Here is an 18,781-nt window from a genome sequence, read left to right as displayed (position 1 = left end):
GCCAGCTCCGCCTCGACCCCGGCCCGGACCACAACCGCCCCCCCCTGAACCACCGGCAAAGGCAAGGCCCGACGATCCACCTTCCCGTTCAGACTCAACGGAAATCCAGACAACACCATGATCGACGACGGCAACATGTAGGACGGAAGGCTCTGCCCCAGCCCCTCGGTCAACCGGCGTGACAGGGTGGTGTCGCGCTCGGGGATATGCGGCGTATTGGCCAGACGCGGCGACAGGCGCGGTGGTTTGGACCAGAGGCTCGGCCAATGCGCCGGGGATGCATCCTCGCGGCGGAACACCGCATGCACATGCCCGGTGCCGGAGGCCAGCCCGAGATCGAGATGATAGCCATGCGCCGCCGCCAGATCGCGCAGGCTGCGCGCGTCAAAACCCGCAGGCTCCGGCACCCGCACGGCGCTGGCAGGGGCGGCATCGGGCAGTTCATGCAGCAGCCGCGCCGAGGCGAGCGGCCCGGCAGGCGGGGCGAAGGGCAGGTCGCGCAGCGCCAGACGCGGCGCAGCCGCCGCCAGCAGATCGGGCAGCGCCTCGGGCAGCGGGGCGGGCTGCCAGTCTTCAGGCACCTGCGCCGCCACCGGGCCGACATGCAACAGCACGTCATAGCGGAAGCGCATCAGCTCGTTCCGGGCGGCACCTTCCTTGGGCAGCACATCGACGCAGCGGATGCGCGGCTGGCTGGCGGCGAAGGCATGGAACCAGACCGGATCGACCAGCAATTCCGGTTCGGCCGCAAGGCGCCGCGCCACATCCTGCCGCAGATCGGCAACCGTCGCCGACGCGCCCGCATGATGCAGCGCGACCGAGGTCTGGAACGCCTCCGCCAGCGCGAAATTGCGCAGATCACCCAGGAAGATCGTGCCGGTTTCGACGCGGGCCACCGCCCCGGCCAGCCAGTCCGACAGATAGGCCAGACCGGGGAAATACTGCGCCACGGAATTGAGGATCACCGTATCGAACCGCCGGTCGCCCAGTTGCGACCAGTCATCGGCGGGGGCATGCAGCAGGCGCACAGCATGATCGCGCGGCAGGCTGCGCGCCAGCCGGGTCAGCACGGTCTGTGACAGATCGGTGCCGGTATAGGTTTCGGCCTGCCCGGCGATGCGATGCAGGATCATGCCGGTGCCGCAGCCGATTTCCAGCACATGCCGGGGCGACAGCCCCGAGATGCGGGCAATGGTTTCCTCCAGCCATTCGGCCATTTCCGGCGCCGGGATCGCGGCGCCGGAATAGCTGTCGGTCCAGCCGGTGATGTCAAAGCCGCTGTCCGCCGGGGTCTCGTCCGCCGCTTCCTCGGCATAGATCTGGTCGAAGGTGCTTTCCCAATGCGTGCTCTCGCGGCTCTCGGCCTCGGGGACCACCCAGGCGAGCAGACGCGCACCTGCCACCGGATCGGGCTTCGCCAGCACCAGCGCCTCGGCGATGCCGGGCTGGGCCAGCAGCGCGGCCTCCACCTCGCCGGTCTCTACCCGGAAGCCCCGGATCTTCAGCTGCCCGTCACCACGGCCCAGATAGTCGATGCGGCCATCGGGCAGAAAGCGCCCCATGTCGCCGCTGCGATACATCCGCGCACCGGGCGGGCCGGAAGGATCAGGAACGAAGCGTTCCGCCGTCAGGCCGGGCCGCGCCAGATAGCCCTCGCCCACCCCGGCGCCCGCGATGCAGATTTCCCCGACCGCACCGGGCGGCAGATCATTCAGCATCGCATCGAGGATATGGATGCGCACATTCGGGATCGGACGGCCAATGGTGATCGGCCCGTCATGGCCGGGCAGAACCGTCTCGGCGGTGGAAATACTCTGCGTCTCGGAGGGGCCATAGATATTGATCAGTGGCAGGCCGCGTTCGGGCGGCAGCACATAGCGCTTCATCCGGTCGCCGCCCGCCACCACCCGCGTCAGGCTCTGCGGCCAGTCGAAGCCGGTGGCGGCCAGCGTCTCCAGATAGCCCATCGGCAGATACAGCACCTCGACCCGCGCGCGGGCCAGATGATCGGCCAGCGCCCAGGCATCGCGCAGCACCTCGTCCGGCACCAGAACCAGCCGGGCCCCGACCATCAGCGCGGGCCAGATTTCCGGCAGGATGCCGTCGAAGGCGATATTGGCCACCACCGAAACCGCCGTGCCGGGGCCGAGTTCGCACAGGTCGGCATACCAGCGGCTCATGTTTGCAAGGCCGCTGTGGGTATTGATCGAGCCTTTGGGCGCCCCGGTCGTGCCCGAGGTATAAACGATATAGGCGCGGTCGGGGCGGGCCACAGCGGGCGGCCTCCCCGGCTTGCCTTCGGCCTCGGGCGCGATGACGATGGCATCGCCCCAGCGTGGCTCCGGTCGGCCGATCACATGGCGCATCCCGGTATCGCGGAGGATGAAGCCGATACGCTCATCCGGCGCATCCAGCGGCAGCATCACATAGACCGCCCCCGCCTTGTTCGCCGCCAGCATGGCCACGATATGATCAGGGCCACGTCCGCAACCCAGACCCACCGCATCGCCGGGCCGCAGCCCCGCCGCGATCAGCGCATGGGCCAGCCGGTTGGCCCGGTGGTCCAGCGCGGCATAAGTCAGGTCTTCGTCATTCCAGCTTAGCGCCACGGCATCGGGCCGGAGCTGCGCCTGTGCCTCGAAGGCCGCCAGCGCGCTTTCGGCGGGCATCGGCGCGGCGGTGTCGTTCCAGCCCGCCAGCCGGGTGCGATCTTCCGCTGTCACCAGCGGCAGCGCATGCAGCGCCGTGTCGGGCGCCGCCACCACCGCCCCCAGCAGCGCGGCATAATCGTGGCAAAACCGCTCGATGGTCGTCGCATCGAACAGGTCGGTGGCATATTCGCAATCGAAATGCAGGCCCGTCCCGGTTTCAAAACCGGTCAGCGTCAGGTCGAACTTGGCGGTCACCGCCTCGGCCTCGACCGACAGCAACCGCAGCCCCGGCAGATCCGCCGCCGTCGCGGGTGCGTTTTGCAGCGCGAAGCTGACCTGAAACACCGGCGCATGGGCAAGGCTGCGTTCGGGGTTCAGCAGATCAATGAGTTGTTCGAACGGCAGATCCTGATGATCGAAGGCTTCCAGCGCGGTGCGACGCACCTGCGACAGGAATCCGGCAAAGCTCTGCCCCGGTTCGACCGCATGGCGCAGCACGATGGTATTGACGAAGAAGCCGATCATCCCCTCGACCTGGGCCGAGCGGCGATTGGCGATCGGGCTGCCCACCGGAATGTCAGTCTGCCCGGAATACCGCGCGAGCAACACGGCATAGACCGCGTTCAGCACCATGAACAGCGTGGCGCCCTGCCCCGAGGCCAGCGCCTTCAGCCGCGCGGCCAGACCGGCGCCGATGTGGAAACTGTGGGTCGCGCCCCGGTGGCTTTGCGCCGCAGGGCGCGGGTGATCCAGTGGGAGGGACAGCGGCGTCGCGGGCAGATCGGCCAGCCGCGCCAGCCAGTAGCCCTCTTGCCGCGCCAGTTCCTCGCCCGACAGCCAGTCGCGCTGCCACAGCGCGAAATCGCCGTATTGCACCGGCAGGGGCGGCAGCGGGTCCGCCCCCTCGCCCGCCTGAAGCGCGGCATAGATCGCCGCGACCTCGCGCATCAGCACACCCATTGACCAGCCGTCGGCAATGATGTGGTGCAGGTTTACCAGCAGCAGGTGATCCTCGGGGGCCAGAACCACCAGATGCGCCCGCAGCAGCGGGCCGGTCGTCAGATCGAAGGGCGCGCGGGCATCCGCCGCCACCAGATCGCGCGCCAGCCGGTCGCGGGTGGCGGCGTCATGGGCGGAGAGGTCGGTCACCTGCAAGGTCAAGTCCAGCCGGGGCCGCACCACCTGCCGGGGCACGCCCTGCACGGTGGGGAAATGGGTGCGCAGCGTCTCGTGCCGCGCAATCAGCCGGTCCAACGTCTGCTGCAACAGCCCGTGCTCCAGCCGTCCTTGCAGCCGCAGCGCGCCGGGGATGTTGTAGAACGGATTGCCCGGTTCAAGCTGGTCAAGGAACCACAGCCTTTGCTGGGCAAAGGACAGGGGCAGATCATCCCGCCCCGCCGCGCGCGGATGCAGGACCGGCAGGCCCCGCGCGCCTGTCGCCGCCCGTTCGTCCAGTGCCGCCGCCAGATCGGCCAGCGTCGGCACCTCGAAGAACAGCCGCAGCGGCAGGTCGGCCCCCCGTTCCGCCCGGATGCGCGAGGCCGCCTGTGTCGTCAGCAGCGAATGGCCGCCAAGCGCAAAGAAATTATCCTCGCGCCCGACCTGCGCGACGCCCAGCAGATCCTGCCAGATGCCCGCCAGCCAAAGCTCGGTCTCGCCCTGCGGCGGGGTGAAGCTGCCCGCCTGCACCTCCGGCTGCGGCAGGGCGGCGCGGTCGATCTTGCCATTGGCCGTCATCGGCCAGCGTTCCAGCGGCAGAATGGCCGCAGGAACCATATGTTCGGGCAGGTCGCGCGCCAGCGCCCGGCGCAGCGCCGCCGGATCGGCAGCGCCTTCCGCCGCGATCACCCAGGCCAGCAGCCTCCCCGCGCGCGCCAGAACCAGTGCCTGTTCGACCCCCGGCTGCCGGGTCAGCGCCTGTTCGATCTCGCCCGGCTCGATCCGGTAGCCGCGCAGGCTGATCTGCGCATCGACCCGGCCCAGATGGTGCAGCGCGCCATCTGCCCGCCGCCGCGCCAGATCGCCCGAGCGATACATCCGCGCGCCGGGTGGCCCGAAAGGATCGGGCAGGAAGGCCGCCGCCGTCTGGCCCGGCTGGTTCAGATAGCCCTGTGCCACGCCCTCGCCCGCGATCCACAGCTCCCCCACCGCGCCCAGCGGCACCGGGTTCAGCCGGGCGTCCAGCAGGTAGATGCGGGTATTGCCGATGGGCTGACCGATCGCCGGATCATCGCCCGCCCCCGGCGCCACCGCGCCCGCCGTGGCGATCACCGTCGTCTCGGTCGGGCCGTAATTGTTGTGCAAAACCCAGCCCGCGCCCTCGGCCGGGCGTTGGCGCAGCCGGTCACCGCCGGTCATCACCGCCATGCCCGCGCGGTCAAGCTGCCCGCCCGCCATGCCCAGTTCGGCCAGCGGCGTGGTCAGGAAACAGGCGTCTGCCTGCTGATCGGCCAGCCAGTCCAGCAGATGCGCCGGGTCGTCCTGCACCGGCTGCGGCGTCATGACCAGCGTGCCGCCCGCGGCAAGGATCGGCCATGTCTCGGCCGCCGAACCGTCAAAGCCGAAGCGCATGGTGGCAACGAAGCGGCTGTCCGGGCCGAAGGACAGATAGCCCGCCATCCAGTTGCACAGATTGCGCAGGCCGCGATGTGGCACCACCACACCCTTGGGCCGCCCGGTGGAGCCGGAGGTATAGATCACATAGGCCGCCGCCTCGGCCGGGGCGGCAAGCGGGGCGCTGTCATCGGGCGGCAACCCGGCCACATCGGCCGGGTCAAGGCAGGGCAATCCGCCCGCAAAGGACGCCCGCCCGCCGATCACCAGCGCCGGGGCCGCATCTTCCAGCATATAGGCCAGTCGCTCTGCCGGGTAAGACGGCTCCAGCGGCAGATAGGCCGCACCGCAGCGCAGCACCGCCAGCATCGCCGCCACCCGCCAGGGTTCGGCCTCGGCATGGATCGCCACCAGATCCCCCGGCCCGATCCCCCGCGCCCGCAAGGCGGTGGCAAAGCGCCGCGCCAGCAGGTCCAGCCCCTGCCGGCTCAACCCCGCCGCCCCGCAAACGATGGCCGGATGATCCGGCGCTTCGACCGCCAGCGCCGCCAGCCGCGCCACCGGATCGGCCATCCCCTCGCTGCGCGGCCCGCGCGCCAGCGTCACCGTCAGCAGCGCCTGCTCCTCGATCCCCAGGATCGGCAGATCACCCAGCGGCAACGACAGATCGGCCGCCGCCATGGCCTGAAGCAGCGCGGTCAGGTTGCGCCCGATCCGCGCCGCCGTATCCGGCCGGAACAGCCCGGCATCATAGGCGAGTTGCAGGCTCAGCCCGCCTTCGGGCAGTTCCACCGCCGTCACCGTCAGATCGAATTTCGGCGGTGCGGCGGGCAACGCGAAGGGCGCGACCTCCAGCCCCGGCAGATGCACCGCCTGCCCGGCGGCATTCTGCAAGACCAGCACCGTCTGGAACAAGGGCGCCTGATCCAGACGGCGCGCGGCACCCGTCGCCTCCACCACCCGCTCGAACGGGGCGGATTGATGGGCAAAGGCCGCCTCCACCTGTTCGCGCACCGCGCGCAGGTAATCCCCCAGCGGCAGGTCAGGCCGGGGCTGGCAGCGCAGCGCGACCATGTTGACGAAGAAGCCGAAGATCCCCTCGACCTCGGCCCGTGCGCGATTGGCAACCGGGCTGCCGATGCAGATGTCCTCCTGCCGGGCATAGCGGGCCAGCAAGGCCCCCTGCCCCGCCAGCAACAGGGTGAACAGCGTCGTGCCCTGTTGCGCGGCCAGCCGCCGCAACCCGGCCACGACCGGCGCCGCAAGCTCCAGATCGACCGCGCCGCCCTGCCCCGAGGGCAGCGCCGGGCGCGCGAAATCGGCGGGGAAGGTCGAGACCGGCGGCAGATCGGCCAGCGCCGCCTTCCACCAGTCCAGTGCCTCGTCCTGAACCGGCGCGCCGGGGCCGTTCTGCCACAGCGCGTAATCGGCATAGTCCAGCCTCAGGGCGGGCAGGCTTTCGCCATGCCACAGCAAGGCCACCTCGCGCATCAGCAGCGCGATGGACCAGCCATCGGCCACGATATGATGCAGGGTGATGACCAGCAGATGATCACCCTCGCCCAGCCGGAACAGCGCCGCCCGGATCAGGGGGGCCACCGACAGATCGAAGGGCCGTGCCGCTTCGGCCGCCCCGAGGCGCCGCGCGTCCTCCAGCCGGGCCTGAGCCGGAACGCCCGTCAGATCCGTGACGTCGAGCGTGATCCGCGCCGCCTCCGATGGCAGCACCACCTGACGCGGCAGGCCGTTCACCGCCACGAAGCGGGTGCGCAGCGCGGCATGCCGCTCCATGATCCGGTGCAGCACCGCTTCCAGCCGCGCGACATCCAGCGCACCGCTCAGCCGGAAGGCCGCGGGCAGGTTATAGGCCGCGCTTTCGGGGTCCAGCGTCTGCACGAACCACAATCGCTGTTGCTGGCCCGACAGCGGATAATCCGCCGACGCCGCCCGGCGCGGCCGGATTTCCCGCGCCGCGATCCAGTCCAGCAGCGCAGGCTTCGCCGCCCGGATCTCGGCGATCAGAGCCTCGTCCAGCGCCTCCAGATCGCCCTCCAGCTCCAGATCGCCGTCATCCGCCGAAACCGTGATGCCAAGCGCGGCCAGCCGCCGCCACAGAACCGCTGCCGTCATATCCGCATCTTCTTCTTCGGGGTCTCCGGCGCGGGGCCGCGCAGGCTGTCGATATGCCGGGCCAGCGATTCCACGGTTTGCAGCGCGAAGGCCTTTTCCAGCCCGATCTCGATTCCGAAAGCCTCGCCCAGCCGGTTCAGCGCCGTCACCGCCCGCAGCGAATGACCGCCCAGCCGGAAGAAATTGTCGGTCACACCGACTTCCCCGCGGCCCAGAACCTCGGCCCAGATCGCGGCGATACGCGCCTCGGTCTCGGTCCGGGGGGCGACGAAGGCCACCGCCTTGGTGAAATCGGGCGCCGGCAGCGCCTTGCGGTTCACCTTGCCATTTGGTGTCAGCGGCACCGCCTCCAGCACCACGAAAGCTGTGGGCATCATGAAGTCGGGCACGCGGCCCGCCAGTTGCTCGCGCAGATCCGCCTCGTCGAAGGACCGCGCCACGACATAGGCGATCAGCCCCAGTTCGCCGCTGGCATCCGGCCCGGCCACCACCACCGCCTCGCGGATACCGCAGGCCATGATCGCCGCCTCCACCTCGCCCGGCTCGATCCGCACGCCTCGGATCTTCAGCTGGTCATCTGCCCGGCCAAGGAAGTCGATGGCACCGTTCGGCAGATAGCGCGCCCGGTCGCCGGTGCGATACATCCGGCTGCCGGGCGGCCCCAGCGGATCGGGGATAAAGGCCCCCGCCGTCAGGTCGGGACGGTTCACATAACCACGCGCCAGCGCAACCCCGGCGATGAACAGATGCCCTGGCACACCCACGGGAACCGGCTCCATATCATCGTCCAGCACATACATCGCCACATTGTCGATGGGCCGCCCGATGGGCACCCCCGGACCGAAGCGCGGATCTTCCGGCGCGCAGGGCCAATGCGTGACCTCCACCGCCGCCTCGGTCGGGCCATAGAGGTTGTGCAGCCGCACATGCGGCACAAACTCTGCCAGCCGGTCCTGCACCGCGCGCGGCAGCGCCTGCCCCGAACACAGCACGCCGCGCAGCGAGGCGTAATCCGACGGGTCGGCCTGCCCCAGCGAGGCTTCCACCATCGGCGGCACGAAATGGATCAGCGTGATCGCCTCTTCCCGCACCAGCCGCGCCAGATAGGCGACGTCGACATGGCCGCGCGGCCGCGCGATGACCAGCATCCCCCCGGCCACCAGCGGCAGGAAGATCTCGCCCACCGACACGTCGAAACCGAAGGGCGTCTTCTGCACCATCCGGTCCCCGGGCTGCACCGCAAAGGCATGATGCAGCCACAGCACCCGGTTCACGATGGCCCTGTGCTCGACGCATACGCCCTTTGGTTTTCCAGTGGAGCCTGAGGTGTAGATGACATAGGCGGCGTTTTGGGGGGTTGTTCGGGTTTCCGGCGGGGTTTCGGGGAGGGAGCGGGCCTCGGTCTCGCCCGTTTCGGGATCGGGGTGGGTGGCGAGGGTCAGAACCGGGGCGGGGGTCAGGGATTGCAGGCGGCTGGCCTGCGCGCTCTGGGCCAGCACCAGCACCGGCGCCGCATCGTCCAGCATATAGGCCAGCCGGTCGTCGGGGTGTTCGGGGTCCAGCGGCACATAAGCGCCGCCCGCCTTCAGCACCGCGAGCAGCCCCACGATCATCTCGAACGAGCGTTCGCAGCACAGGCCCACCCGCGTCTCGGGGCCGACGCCGAGCTGCACCAGACGATGCGCCAGCCGGTTGGCGCGCGCCTCCAGCGCGGCATAGGTCAGGCTGATGCCCTCGTAGCGCAGCGCGATCCGGTCCGGGTGCCGCGCGGCGGCGGCACTGACCAGCGTGTCCAGCCGCCCGGTTACCGTTTCGGCTTCCCGCGCCGCCGGCGGCGGGGCGGGCGCCCAGCCCGCCACCACCGCCGCGCGTTCCGCTGCATCCATCAGCGGCAGCGCCCCGATCCGTGTCTCCGGCGCCGCCGCGCAGGCCGCCGCCAGATGGCGGAACTGCGCCGCCAGCCGCGCGATGGTCGCCGCATCGAACAGGTCGGTCGCATATTCGATGGCCCCGGTCAGCCCGCCCTGCCCCGGCAGGTCCTGCAAACTGCCCGGCACTTCCTGCAAACTGAAGGTCAGGTCGAACTTCGTCGCCGTCACCGCCACGCCCGCCGGTTCCAGCCGCAGCCCGCCGAAGGCCATCGCTCCCAGCGGCGCGTTCTGCAGCGCCAGCATCACCTGGAACAGCGGCGCATGGCTCAGGTCGCGGGCCGGTTGCAGCGCCTCGACCAGCTGGTCGAAGGGCAGATCCTGATGCGCCTGCGCCGCCAGCGCATCCTCGCGCAGCCGCCCCAGCAGCGCCGAGAACGGCTCGGCCGCATCCACCCCGGCGCGCAGCACCAAAGTATTGACGAAGAAGCCGATCAGCCCCTCCAGCGCCGCATGCCGCCGCCCCGCCACCGGCGTGCCGATGGCGATGTCCTCCTGCCCGCTCCACCGCGCCAGCAGCACCGACAGCACCGCCACCAGCACCATGTGCAGGCTGGTCCCGGTGCGCCGCGCCAGCGCCTCCAGCGCGCGGGTCAGACCGGCGGGCAGATCGAAGGGCATCACCGCCCCGGCATGGCTTTGCACCGCCGGGCGCGGCCGGTCGGTCGGCAGCGCCAGCCGGTCGGGCATCCCGGCCAGCCGGGCGCGCCAGTAGGCCAGCTGCCGCTCCAGCTCCGGCCCCTGCAGATGCGCCCGCTGCCAGGCCGCGTAATCGCCGTATTGCAGCGGCAGCGGCGGCAGATCCGCCGCCCGCCCCGCCAGCGCCGCCTCGTAAAGCGCCGCCAGTTCGCGCAGGAACACCCCCAGCGACCAGCCGTCCGAGACGATGTGATGCAGCACCAGCGCCGCGAGGTGATCCTCCGGCCCCAGCCGGATCACCCGCGCCCGCAGCAGCGGACCCCGCGCCAGATCGAAGGGTTCGGCCGCCAGAACGGCCAGCCGCGCCCCGGCGGCGGCCATCGGATCGGCCTCATCCGACAGATCCTCCAGCGGCAGATCGACCGGGCCGGGCGGCAGGATCACCTGCACCGGCAGCGCCTGATCGGTGGCAAAGACCGTGCGCAACGCCTCGTGCCGCGCCACCAGCCCGGTCAGCGCCTGCGCCAGCGCGTCCGGCTCCAGCCGCCCGGTCAGCCGCAGCGCGACCGGCTGGTTATAGGCCGTGTCGCCCGGCGACAGCTGGTCGAGGAACCACAGCCGCTGCTGCGCGAAGGACAGCGGAACCGGCCCCGGCCCGCGCGGCGCCGGATCGGGCAGCACGGGATCGGGCAGCACGGGCGCGCCCCCGTCCTGCAAGCTGCCCCCGTCCTGCACCGCATCCTTGCCCGCGATGGCCGCCGCCACCACCGGCGCCAGCCCCTCCAGCGTCGGATGCTCGAACAGCGCCCGCAGCGACAGCTCGATCCCCCAGCGCCGCCGCACCCGCGCGATCAGCTGCGTCGCCAGAAGCGAATGCCCGCCAAGCGCAAAGAACGTCTCCCCCGCCCCGATCCGGTCCGCCGAAAGCCCCAGAACCTCCGCCCAAAGCCCCGCCAGCTCCGCCTCGACCCCGGCCCGGACCACAACCGCCCCCCCCTGAACCACCGGCAAAGGCAAGGCCCGACGATCCACCTTCCCGTTCAGACTCAACGGAAACCCAGACAACACCATGATCGACGACGGCAACATGTAGGACGGAAGGCTGGCCTCCGCCGCCCGGCGCAGCACCGCCTCATCGGCCCCGGTCGCATAGGCCAGCAGACGCGGCTGCCCGGCACTTTCATCCAGCAGCACCAGCGCCTGTGTCGCGCCCGCCGCCAGCAACACCGCCTCGATCTCGGCAGGCTCGATCCGGTAGCCGCGCAGCTTGATCTGGTCGTCCACCCGGCCCAGAAACTCGATCTGGCCATCGGCGCGCATCCGGCCCAGATCGCCGGTGCGGTAAAGCCGCGCACCGGGGACCCCGTAGGGATCGGCGCGGAAACGATCTGCCGTCAGGTGCGGCTGATTGAGATAGCCAAGCGCCAGCCCCGCGCCACCCAGCCAGATTTCGCCCGCCATGCCCTGCGGCACCGGGCGCAGTGCCGGGTCCAGAAGCCGCAGCACCATGCCGGGGATCGGCCGGCCGATGGGGATTTCGCGCGCGGGCGCCGGATCGGGCGGCACGTCGCAGGCGGTGGCGATGATCGTCGCCTCGGTCGGGCCATAGGTATTGACCAGCCGGATGCGCGCGGCCTCGGGCCGCCGGCTCCAGGTTGCAAGCTGCGAAGGCGTCACCTTCTCGCCGCCGAGGATCACCAGCCGCAAAGCTTCGGGGATCGGCGCGCTGTCCTCGGCCCAGAGCTGCCAGAACCGCGTCGGCAGGTCGAGCACTGTCACCCCCTCGCGGGCGAGGAAATCGGCGAAGGCGGCGCCGGTATCCAGAAAGCCCTCGGGGCGCGGGACCAGCGCGGCGCCCGCCATCAGCGTCGGCAGTATTTCCTCGACCGAGGTATCAAAAGCCGGGGTTGCGAATTGCAGCACGCGGTCCTGCGGGCCAAGACCGCAGAGAGCAATGTGATGCGCCGCATGGTTCATCACGCCGCGATGCGGGATGACCACACCCTTGGGCCGCCCGGTGGTGCCGGAGGTGTAGAGGATATAGGCGGGGTCGTCCGGCCCACAGCCGGGCAGCGGGCCTTCAGGCGCCTCGCCCGCGGTTTCGGGGTCCAGCAGATGCGCCGCACCCGCCGCCTGCAAACCGGCATGCCGGGCTACCGGGGCCAGCACCAGCGCGGGCCGCGCCTCTGACAGGATCAGCGCCTGCCGCGCGGGCGGCATTGCCGGGTCCAGCGGCAGCCAGGCCACCCCTGCCTTGATGCAGGCCAGGATCGCGGTCACCAGACCGGCGCCCCGGTCAAGGCAAAGGCCGACCGGCGCGCCATGCGCCACACCCGCAGCCCGCAGCCGATGCGCCAGCCGGTCCGAGGCGCGATCCAGCGCCGCATAACTCAGGCCGCCGGGGCCCGTGACCGCCGGATGATCCGGCGCCTCGGCCACGCGGGCGGCGAAAGCCACCAGCACCGGCACCTGTGGCAGCGGCGCGGGCGCCTCGGCCGGGGCCTCGGCCGCGCCGAGCGTCAGATCGGCCAGCGCCGCATCGGGGCGGCGCACGATGTCGCGCAACAGATGGTCGAACTGCCCCGCCATGGCGGCGATGCTGCTTTCGTCGAACAGGTCGGTCGCATATTCGAAACAGCCATGCAGCGCCCCGGCCTTTTCCGTCAGCCGCAGCGTCAGATCGAACTTCGACACATGGCTTTCCACCGCCAGCGGTTCGGTCCGCAGGCCCGAGGCATCCAGATCGTCCATCGGCGTGTTCTGAAGCACGAAGACCACCTGAAACAGCGGCGAATGGCTCAGATGCCGCTCGGGGCGCAGCTCCTCGACCAGATATTCAAACGGCAGATCCTGATTGGCATAGGCATCCAGCGCATTGCGCCGCACCTGTTGCAGCAGGGTTTCGAAGCTGGCTTCCGGCGCCACTTCGCTGCGCAGCACCAGCATGTTGACGAAGAAGCCGATCAGGTTCTCGATCTCGGCCCGGTTGCGGTTGGCGATATAGGTGCCGACGCACAGATCCTGCACCCGCGCGTGCCGTGCCAGCAGGATGTTGAAGGCCGAGAGCAGCACCATGAACAGCGTGCTTTGGTGCCGCGCCCCCAGCGCATAAAGCTCTGCCGTCAGATCAGCGGGCAGGGTCACGTCGAAAGTGGCGCCGCGATAGCTTTGCGCGGGCGGGCGCGGGCGGTCGGTGGGCAGGGGCAGCACCGGCGGCGCCCCGGCCAGCCGGTCGCGCCAGTAATCAAGCTGGCTTTGCAGCGTCTCGCCCTGCAACCAGTCGCGCTGCCAGATCGCGAAATCGAGATACTGGATCGCCAGCGGCGGCAGCGGATCGGGCCGCCCCTCGACCGCCGCGCGATACAGCGCCACGAATTCGGTGACCAGCACCCCCATCGACCAGCCGTCAGAGATGATGTGGTGCATGTTGAACAGGATCACATGATCCTCGTCCCCCAGCCGCAACAGACGCGCCCGCACCAGCGGCGACAGGTCCAGCCGGAACGCGGTCTGCGCATCTTCCACCGCCAGACGCCGGGCCTCTGCCTCGGGGTCGGGCAGCGCGCTCAGATCGGTCAGCGGGATCTCCAGTTCCAGCGCCGGGGCGATGACCTGCACCGGCGCGCCATCGCGGTCGAGGAAGGTGGTGCGCAGACTGTCATGCCGCGCAACAATGGTGTTGATCGCCTGCCGCAGCGCCGCCACATCCAGCGGCCCGCGCAGCCGCGTCGGCGCCGGGATGTTGTAGAACGGATTGCCCGGCTCAAGCTGGTCAAGGAACCACAGCCGCTTTTGCGAGAAGGACAGCGGCAGGTCGCCATCGCGCGGCGCCGGGCGGATCGCGGTCATCCCGGTCTGGCGGTTGTCGGCGCGCAGGGCATCGACCTCGGCCGCCAGTTCAGCCACCGTGGGCCGGTCGAACAGCACCGCGCGCAACGGCACATCCACGCCGAACCGCAGCCGGATCTTGGAAATGGCCTGTGTCGCCAGCAGCGAATGCCCCCCCAGATCGAAGAAACGATCCTGCGCCCCCACGCGATCCCGGCCCAGCAGTTCGGCCCAGATCGCGGCCATGGCGATCTGCGTCTCGCCCTCGGGCGTGACGAAACCGTCGTCGCCCCGGCGCGCATCGGGTTTCGGCAGCGCGCGGCGGTCGATCTTGCCATTCGCCGTCACCGGGAAGGCGGGCAGCCAGACGAACCACGCGGGCACCATGTAATCGGGCAGCCGGTCCAGCAGCGCGGCTTTCACCGCGCGCTCGTCCGCTTCGGCCCCCGGTTCGGCCACCAGATAGGCGATCAGGCTGCGTTCGCCCGCGCCGGGATCGGTTGCCACCACCAGCGCCTCGCGGATCGCGGGCAAATCGGTCAACCGCGCCTCGATCTCACCCAGTTCAATGCGGAAGCCCCGGATCTTCACCTGATCGTCGATCCGGCCCAGATATTCCACCGCGCCATCGGACAGATGCCGCGCCAGATCGCCTGAACGATACATCCGTTCCCCCGGCGGGCCGAAGGGATCGGGCACGAAAGCCGCAGCCGTCAGATCGGGGCGGTTCAGATAGCCCCGCGCCAGACCGATACCCGCCAGAAACAGCTCGCCCGCCACACCCGCCGGCACCGGGTTCAATGCTGCATCCAGAACATAAAGCCGGATATTCCCGATCGGATGGCCGATCGGCACCGAGGCCTGCCCCGCGCGCGGCAGGCAATCCCAGTGCGACACTTCGATGGAGGCCTCGGTCGGGCCGTAAAGGTTGCGCAGCGCCACATGCGGCAACGCCGCCAGCACGCGGTTCTGCAAGGCAACCGGCAGCGCCTGCCCGGAACAAAGAATCTGCCGCAGGCTGCCGCAGCCCGAAAGATCGCCATAGTCGATGAAGAATTCCAGCATCGGCGGCACGAAATGCACCGTCGTGATGCGCTGGTCGCGGATCACCCCGGCCAGATAGGCCACGTCCTGATGCCCGCCGGGCCGGGCCATCACCAGCGTCGCCCCCGCGATCAGCGGCCAGAACAGCTCCCATACCGAAACGTCGAAACTGTAGGGCGTCTTCTGCAACAGCCGCTCGCCCGGCGCCACGCCATAGGCGCGGGTCATCCAGCAGAGCCGGTTCACGACCCCGGCCTGCGCCACCATCACGCCCTTGGGGTTGCCGGTCGAGCCGGAGGTATAGATGCAATAGGCCAGCGTCTGCATCGTGCCGCGCGGCGCCGGGTCGGTTTCGGGCCGCTCGGCGACGGCGGCGGCATCATCGGCCAGCAGCACCGGGCAGGCGGCGGCGGGCAACGCGCCGGTCAGATGCGCCAGCGTGACAATCGCACGCGGCCGCGCGTCGCGGATCATATACTCCAGCCGCGCCTCCGGCAGCGCCGGGTCCAGGGGCAGATAGCCCGCCCCGGCCTTCAGGATCGCCAGCAGCGCCACCATCATCGCGGCGCCGCGCTCGGCACAAAGGCCCACCAGATCGTCCGGCCCCACCCCTGCCGCGATCAGCGCATGGGCCAGCCGGTTGGCGCAGCGGTTCAGCTCGGCAAAGCTCAGTTCCCCATCCTCGGCCACCACGCAGGCAGCCTCGGGGCGCAGCGTCACCTGACGGGCGAACATCTCGGCCAGCGGCGCGGCTTCGGGGTAATCCGCCCCGGTCGTGTTCCAGTCGCGCAGGATGCGAGCCTGCTCTGCCGCATCCGGCAGCGGCTCGGCCAGCAGCATGGGTGCCGTGCGCTGGTCCAGCACGCGCTGAAGATGCCGCCCCATCGAAGCAATGGTTTCCGCATCGAACAAGGCGGTGGCATAGTCGATCTCCGCGTCAAAGCCACCTTGCGCCGGGCGCAGCCGCAGCGTCAGGTCATACATCGCATGGGGCGCGCGCGCAGGCTCGGCCTGCACCTCCAGCCCGCGCATCGCGGGCAGCACCGGGGCCGCCCCCGCAATTTCCAGCGCGACCTGAAACACCGGGGCATGGCCCAGATGCCGCTCGGGCTGCACCGCCTCCACCATGGCATCGAAGGGCACGGCGCCGCGCGTCTCGGCGGCGGCGCGGCTGGCCGCCAGGCGGTGCCGCAGATCGCCAAACCGCATCTCGCCCGAAACCGCCAGCCGCAGCGGCAGCATGTCGGTCAGCGGGCCGACTTCGCCGGTCGGCACCCGATGCGGCAGACCGATGCACAGATCGCCCTGCCCGCTGTAGCGATGCAGCAGCACGGCAAAGGCGGTGGCGGCCAGATCGGCGGCCTCTGCCGCGCTTGCCGCCGCCAGCGACAGGAAGAAGCCATGCCGCGCGCCGCTGTGATCCTGCACCGCAGGCCGTGGCCGGTCGGTCGGCAGCGCCAGCAGCGCGGGCGCATCCTGCAAGGCATCGCGCCACCAGTCCAGATCGGCGCGGCCATTGTCCGAGGCCATCCAGCCCAGTTGCGCCTCGGCCAGCGCCGCATGTTGCCGCGCGGCGGGCAGACGCGGGGCCAGCCCCGCTACCTCGGCCGAATAAAGCGCGGCCAGTTCCGCCAGCATCCGCTCCGCCGACAGGTCATCAACCACGATACGATGGGCGCACAGGATCAGGCGATGCATCTCGTCATCCGCCGCCGAAGTCAGCAGCGCGATCCGCAGCAACCCGCCCGCCAGCAGATCGAAGGGCGCCGCCCGCAGCGCATCGGCGGCAGCTTCCACATCATCCACCACCCGGCAGTCGGTCAGCCCGTCGAGCGCTGGCAGAAGTTGCGCCACCGGGCGGCCCTCTTCCAGCGCGAAGCGATAACGCAGCACCTCGTGCCGTGCCGCAAGCGCAGCGGCAGCCCGTTCCAGCGCGCCGGTATCAACCGTCCCCTCCAGCCGCAGCCCCTGGCTGACCGTATAAATCGGATCCCCCGGCGCGAACTGGTCCAGATAAAACAGCCGCGCCTGCAAGGGCGACACCGGGCGGGGCTGAATATCCTCGGCCACCACCACCCGGCGGGCAAGCGCATGGTCGATCTCCACCGCAAGCATCTCGATCGTCGGATTCTCGAACAGCGCGGTCAGCGAGACATCCACCCCGAACCGCTGGTCCAGCGCCGAGATGATCTGCGTCGCCAGCAGCGAATTGCCCGCCAGTTCCAGAAAATTGTCGCGGATCGAGATATCCTCACCGCCCAGCAGATCGCGCCACAGCGCGGCAAGCTCGATCTCGGTCGCGCTGCGCGGCGCCACGAAATCGCTTTGCACCGCCGCCCCGGCCTGCCACGACCACAGCGGCCGGAACCCCTGTTCCGCGAACAGCCGCGCGCAGCGGAAGCGCTGGATCTTGCCCGAGGTCGTGCGCGGCAGATCGCCGGTCCTGACCAGCAGGAAGGCCGCCAGATCCGCGATGTCATGCCGTTCGGCCAGCATGGCGCGCAACTGTTCGGCCAGCCCCTCGGTTTTCAGCGCGCGGCGGTCCAGCACCTCCTGCACCACCACCAGCCGGGTCTCGCGCCCGTCCTCCACCGTAAAGACGGCCGCCCCGCTGCGCCGGAACGCCGGGCTCAGCGCCTCGACATCCGGTTCGATATCCTGCGGGAACAGGTTGCGCCCGGCGAGGATCATCATTTCCTTGCTGCGCCCGGCGATGAACAGCTCGCCCCCGTCGATCAGGCCGATGTCGCCGGTCCTGAAGAACGCGCCCTCCTGCCCCGGCAGGCGATGACCGAAGGCCGCCTGCGTTTCCGCCGGGTTGCGCCAGTAGCCGCGCGCGACCGAAGGGCCGCTGACCCAGATCTCGCCCGGCTGACCCTCGGGCAGCACCGCGCCCTCCGGCCCCACGATCACCGTGCCCGGCGCCACGCCATGCCCGACAAGCTGCCCCTGCGCCAGCGCCGCCTCGTCGCCCGAAGCATTCGGACCGGCGATCATGCGCGGCAATTGCCCCGCCACATGCAGGCGCGGCGCCGCCACCAGAAGCGTGGTTTCCGCCAGCCCATAGGCCGGCGTCACCGCCGCCGGGTCGAAGCCGCAATCCGCGAAGGCCGTGCAGAAGGCGGTCAGCGTCTCGGGCCGCACCCGCTCCGCCCCGTTGATCGCCACCCGCAGCGACGACAGGTCCAGCCCGGCGCGATCCTCTGCCCCGATCCGCGACACGCACAGATCCCAGGCGAAATTCGGCGCCCCGGTGATGGTCGCGCGGAAATCGCTGATTGCCTGAGGCCAGCGACGCGGCCGGGTCAGGAAGGCCAGCGGCGTCAGATGCACCGCATGGCAGCCGTTGAACAGCGCCGAGAAGATGCCACCCACCAGCCCGAAATCGTGATGCGGTGGCAGCCAGGACACGATGACATCCCGCGCGCTCATCCCGAATGTGTCGCGGCTCAGCCCCAGATTGGCCAGCGCGTTGCGATGGCTGATCATCACCCCCTTGGGCGTGCCGGTCGAGCCAGAGGTATATTGCAGGAACAACAGATCATCGGGCGACAGCGCGGGGGCAACCCAGTCCGCAGGCGCTTCCCCTTCGACCAGCAGGCGCGGCAGCGCGGCCAGCGCCGGCTCCGCCGCAAGCTTTTCACCCTGCGCGGCGCCGGTCAGCAGCAGCACCGCCCCGGCGTCTTCCGCGATCCGCGCCAGACGCGGCAACCCCTTGACCGAGGCGGGCGACAGCGCGGGCACCGCCACCACCCCCGCAAGCGCACAGGCCACCACCGCAACCACATAGTCGCGTCCCGGTGGCAAGACGATCAGCACGCGGTCCCCCGCCGCCGCCTGCGCCTGGATGCGGCCCGCCACCCCCCGCGCCAGATCACCAAGACCGCCAAAGCTCAGAAGCTCCTGCCGGTCCTGATCCAGGAAGGTGAACGCAGGCTTTTCGGCATCGTCCCGAAATCTGGCAAGCAGCAGATCGGAAAAGGTCGCAAACTCTGTCATCTTACCAAG

Annotated in this window: 2 protein-coding genes; both read right to left on the bottom strand. The window is 70.1% G+C overall.

Annotated features, from left to right (window positions below; genetic code table 11):
* The coding region (locus tag IE126_RS21015) for a non-ribosomal peptide synthetase (protein WP_189382110.1) at nucleotides 1–7,334 on the bottom strand (7,334 nt) is incomplete at its 3' end.
* Nucleotides 7,331–18,772 (bottom strand): non-ribosomal peptide synthetase, encoded by an 11,442-nt coding sequence (locus IE126_RS21010; protein WP_189382109.1) that lies wholly within the window; start codon nucleotides 18,770–18,772, stop codon nucleotides 7,331–7,333. The genes IE126_RS21010 and IE126_RS21015, both read right to left, overlap by 4 nt.
* Nucleotides 18,773–18,781 lie beyond the last annotated feature (9 nt).

The organism is Gemmobacter nanjingensis (assembly GCF_014652195.1).
In the GTDB taxonomy this organism is placed as follows: domain Bacteria; phylum Pseudomonadota; class Alphaproteobacteria; order Rhodobacterales; family Rhodobacteraceae; genus Gemmobacter; species Gemmobacter caeni.
This window is presented reverse-complemented; position numbering and strand designations above follow the sequence as displayed.

Bases quoted from the DNA above. Each gene is read 5' to 3' on its own strand.
- IE126_RS21010 (WP_189382109.1), bottom strand. From the start codon at position 18,772: ATGACAGAGTTTGCGACCTTTTCCGATCTGCTGCTTGCCAGATTTCGG.